Annotated in this window: 2 protein-coding genes and 1 pseudogene; 2 read left to right on the forward strand and 1 reads right to left on the reverse strand. The window is 43.8% G+C overall.

The window, feature by feature from the left end; all coding sequences use genetic code 11:
- Positions 1 to 224 precede the first annotated feature (224 nt).
- The gene (locus L8106_RS28920) at positions 225 to 3,539 is read left to right on the forward strand and encodes a CHAT domain-containing tetratricopeptide repeat protein (RefSeq protein ID WP_009788135.1); all 3,315 of its coding nucleotides are present in this window, start codon (positions 225 to 227) and stop codon (positions 3,537 to 3,539) included.
- 82 nt (positions 3,540 to 3,621) lie between these two features.
- Here L8106_RS28920 and L8106_RS28925 read toward each other — a convergent pair whose 3' ends face one another.
- Positions 3,622 to 4,008 carry a VOC family protein gene (locus L8106_RS28925; RefSeq protein ID WP_009788136.1) on the reverse strand — a complete coding sequence of 129 codons (387 nt, stop codon included), beginning with the start codon at positions 4,006 to 4,008 and terminating at the stop codon, positions 3,622 to 3,624.
- A gap of 334 nt (positions 4,009 to 4,342) precedes the next feature.
- On the opposite strand from L8106_RS28925, the pseudogene L8106_RS32700 reads away from it, so the two are divergent.
- A pseudogene (locus L8106_RS32700) lies at positions 4,343 to 4,610 on the forward strand (hypothetical protein); the annotation flags it as partial.

A 4,610-nucleotide genomic window follows, 5' to 3' on the forward strand; every position in this document is an offset into this window, starting at 1 on the left:
TGGCTTCCCCCTATAAATTAAGGCGAAGCTACTTCTGGCTTCCCCCTTACCAAGGGGGACGGGAGGGGGATTCCAAGAGGGATTTAGGGGAGAGGGAATTGAGGGGGCAATACTCAACTGAATACTCATGTATACACGGTAGCTGTTGTTGTCAAACCTAAAACTGCATAACTCAACACCCCTCAGACATAAGAGATAATGAACTTGGCGTGACTATCTACCCGATGAAGCGAACTACCCTCAACCCCTTCCTCTGGCTAACGGTTTTCGTTGGATATTCTGGACTGTTAACGGGAACACCTCAACCTGTTAGCGGACAGACAAATTCTTCTAGATACCAATTTCAGTTATTAGACCCAAACATTCCTGTCCCATCTTGGATAAACCAAACTTCTTCCCCCATTCCACAATATCGTCCACCACAAGAGACACCACCATCTTTTCCTCTATCTCCTGAACTCGAACAAGCCAGCGGACTTAACCAACAAGTTGAGCAACTTCATCGAGAAGGAAAATATAACGAAGCGATACCTCTAGCAGAACAAGTTCTAGAAATTCGAGAGAGACTTTTAGGGGAAAACCATCCCGATGTCGCTAGTAGTATGGCTTGGTTGGCAGAACTTTACCGTTCCCAAGGACGCTACGATGAAGCCGAACCCCTCTACGAACGTTCCTTAGCTATTGATGAAAAAGCCCTGGGAGAAAACCATCCCCTTGTCGCCACCAGCCTCAACAACTTGGCATTACTCTACCGTGACCAAGGACGCTACGATGAAGCCGAACCCCTTTTCCAACGTGCCTTAGCTATTGTTGAGAAAGCCTTGGGAGAAAACCATCCCTCAGTTGCCACCAGCCTCAACAACTTAGCATTACTCTACTACTATCAAGGACGCTACGATGAAGCTGAACCCCTCTACGAACGTTCCTTAGCTATCTATGAGAAAGCCCTGGGAGAAAACCATCCCTCAGTTGCCACCAGCCTCAACAACTTGGCATTACTCTACAGTGACCAAGGACGCTACGATGAAGCCGAACCCCTCTACGAACGTTCCTTAGCTATCTATGAGAAAGCCCTGGGAGAAAACCATCCCTCAGTTGCCACCAGCCTCAACAACTTGGCATTACTCTACAGTGACCAAGGACGCTACGATGAAGCCGAACCCCTCTACGAACGTTCCTTAGCTATCTATGAGAAAGCCCTGGGAGAAAACCATCCCCTTGTCGCCACCAGCCTCAACAACTTAGCATTACTCTACGACTCCCAAGGACGCTACGATGAAGCCGAACCCCTCTACCAACGTTCCTTAGCTATCTATGAGAAAGCCCTGGGAGGAAACCATCCCGATGTCGCTAACAGCCTCAACAACTTGGCATTACTCTACAGTGACCAAGGACGCTACGATGAAGCCGAACCCCTTTACCAACGTTCCTTAGCTATCTATGAGAAAGCCCTGGGAGGAAACCATCCCGATGTCGCTAACAGCCTCAACAACTTGGCATTACTCTACAGTGACCAAGGACGCTACGATGAAGCCGAACCCCTTTACCAACGTTCCTTAGCTATCTATGAGAAAGCCCTGGGAGGAAACCATCCCGATGTCGCTAACAGCCTCCACAACTTGGCATTACTCTACCGTGACCAAGGACGCTACAGCGAAGCTGAACCTCTCTATCAACGTTCCTTAGCTATCCGTGAAAAAGCCCTGGGAGAAAACCATCCCGATGTCGCCCAAAGCCTCAACAACTTGGCATTACTCTACCAAGTTCAAGGAGACACAACCCAAGCCATTAACTTTCTGAGTCGAGGACTAGACGTTGAAGAACAAAACCTCAATGTTCTCCTCGCAACGGGTTCGGAACGTCAGAAACAAGACTCAATGAAAACAGTTTCTAATACAACGAATGCTGCTATTTCTCTGCATATTAAAGATGCACCGAACAACTCAGAAGCGGCGCGTTTGGCGTTAACAACGATTCTCCGTCGCAAAGGTCGGATTTTGGATGTGATGACCGATAACTTACAACTATTACGTGAAAATATTACCCCAGAAAATCAACAGTTACTCGATGAATTAGCTACAGTTAGAACTGAATTGGCAACTCTGATTTATAATCAACCTGAAAATATCCCCGAAGAACAATACCGTCAACAAGTTGCAAATTTAAGACAAAAATCAGACCAACTCGAAGCGGAACTGTCTCGCCGCAGCGCCGAATTTAGAACCATTTCAGAACCCGTTACCATCGAAGCGGTACAACAGTTGATTCCCGAAGATGCGGCGTTAGTTGAATTTGTGCTTTATTATCCTTGGAATGCGAAAGCAAACCAATGGGGAAAACCTCATTATGCGGCTTATATTCTTAAATCTTCCGGTGAACCGCAATGGGTAGATTTGGGAGAAGCGGAACCTATTCACAAAGCGGCTTTCTTTCGCTTCAATTTAGCCCTAAAAGACAAAAAAGATGCTTTCATGGGGAATTCTAATCAAGTTAAACAGACCGGACGAAAACTTGATGAACTGTTAATGCAACCGATTCGAGAAAAGTTGGGGAATGTTAATCATATTATTGTCTCGCCGGATGCACAGTTAAATTTAATTCCGTTTGCGGCGTTGGTTGATGAAAATAATCGGTATTTACTGGAAACTTATCAAATTACTTATCTCACAACGGGACGAGATTTAGTTCGTTTACAACTTGAATATTCTCACAAACAACCGCCTGTTATTGTTGCTAACCCAGATTATGATAAACCGGGAGAACCGACAACGGTTGCTGTTTCAAAAAACTCTGAAATTTCCCCTCAAACTTGGGGGGACAGAGGGGGGCTATCCCAAACTCGCGGAATGAATCAACTTTCCAGAGGAGTAGACATGAGTTTTGGGGCGTTACCGGGAACCGCAGAAGAAGCAAAGGTGATTGCACCTTTATTGTCTGATGTGACGTTATTTACCCAATCTAAAGCCACAGAAAATGTAGTTAAACAGTTGCAATCCCCGGAAATTTTACATATTGCAACTCACGGCTTTTTCTTACAAAATCTTCCCCGAGTTGAACCGGATAATACTTTTGGTTTTATCTCAGAAAACACTCAACAAAATACTCCTATTCAAGAAAATCCTTTGCTGCGTTCCGGTTTAGCGTTGGCGGGTTTTAATCCCCGTGAAAGTGGTTCGGATGATGGGGTTTTAACGGCTTTAGAAGTGGCAAATTTAAAGCTGAGAGGAACTAAATTAGTTGTATTATCCGCTTGTGAAACGGGGTTGGGAGAGATTGAAAATGGCGAGGGGGTTTATGGTTTACGTCGGGCGTTTACGTTGGCGGGTGCGGAAAGTTTATTAATGAGTTTGTGGACGGTTAGCGATGAAGGAACGATGGAATTAATGATTAAATATTATCAACGGTTGTTGCAAAATCAAGGACGTTCGGAGGCGTGGCGTCAAACACAATTAGAGATGTTAAATTCTCAAGAATATCAACATCCTTATTTTTGGGCGGCGTTTGTTCCCGTTGGAGAGTGGACACCGATGGAAAATTGAATAACTATTGCCCTCTAAATCCCCCGCCATAGAATTTTAATGTTGAATAAAGATGTGTATGAAAGAGAAACAGTCTAAGCAATTAATATTCATAGATTTCTAAGGGTAAATTATCAGGATCTTTGAAGAATGTAAATCGTTTTCCCGTGATTTCATCGGTTCTAATTTGTTCGGTTTCAACGCCTTTTGATTGTAGTAACGCTACAGATTCGTCTAAATTTTCCACCTCAAATGCTAAATGTCTTAAACCACAAGCTTCAGGACGGTTTGGACGTTGGGGGGGATTTTCAAAGGAAAATAATTCAATTTGATCGCGATCGCCAACTCTCAAATCCAGTTTATAGGAGTTTCTCGCCGATCTATAGGTTTCTTCAATAATCGAAAACCCTAAAATATTGACATAAAAATCTTTGGATTTCTCATAATCTGAACAAATAATCGCAACGTGATGAATTCGACTGAGGTTCATAGGTTAGGAGATAAGGGCGTTTAGGAGTTGATTGTCATTAATCCGCGAACGTGCAGGAATCTCTCAGAGTGACATCAAAAAACGGGTCACGGATAACTGTTCCCTGTCCAAACTAACATCTAAAATTTTGGATTCTCTCACCTTTGCAAAAATCAACTTGATATGTTATAGTAAAATACTGGACTTTAAATAAAGACAGACACTGAAAATTGGTTCAGAATTAACTAGACGAAATACTAGATATAGAGTTAAGATAAACAGACTATCCCGGCAAACACTATATGTAGAAGCTTTGGGACAATATAACAGCTCCAGAATCTAGGTGTAATCTATTATGTCTAAGAACTTAATCACAGCGGGAATTATCGTTCCGGCTAAATGGCCATTGGCGCGAGTTTGGTTAGAAGTCTCAGCATGGCTCGGTATTGCCCCCCGACAAATTGAACATCTAGAGTTATGGCCGCACCAAATTTGGGTTAAGATAGTAGGGTCAGGAGCAATCTTCGTGTCGTACCGCTGCCTGCCACTTTGGATCGAACAGGGCCTAGAGGCAATTTCTCAATGTCGTGATCGTGATTGTCTCAACCAACTTGGGGACATCT

The organism is Lyngbya sp. PCC 8106 (assembly GCF_000169095.1).
Lineage (GTDB): Bacteria > Cyanobacteriota > Cyanobacteriia > Cyanobacteriales > Microcoleaceae > Capilliphycus.

What these genes read in the sequence shown, in the direction of transcription:
- L8106_RS28920 (WP_009788135.1), top strand. Translation starts at nt 225, where the DNA reads ATGAAGCGAACTACCCTCAACCCCTTCCTCTGGCTAACGGTTTTCGTT.
- L8106_RS28925 (WP_009788136.1), bottom strand. Translation starts at nt 4,008, where the DNA reads ATGAACCTCAGTCGAATTCATCACGTTGCGATTATTTGTTCAGATTAT.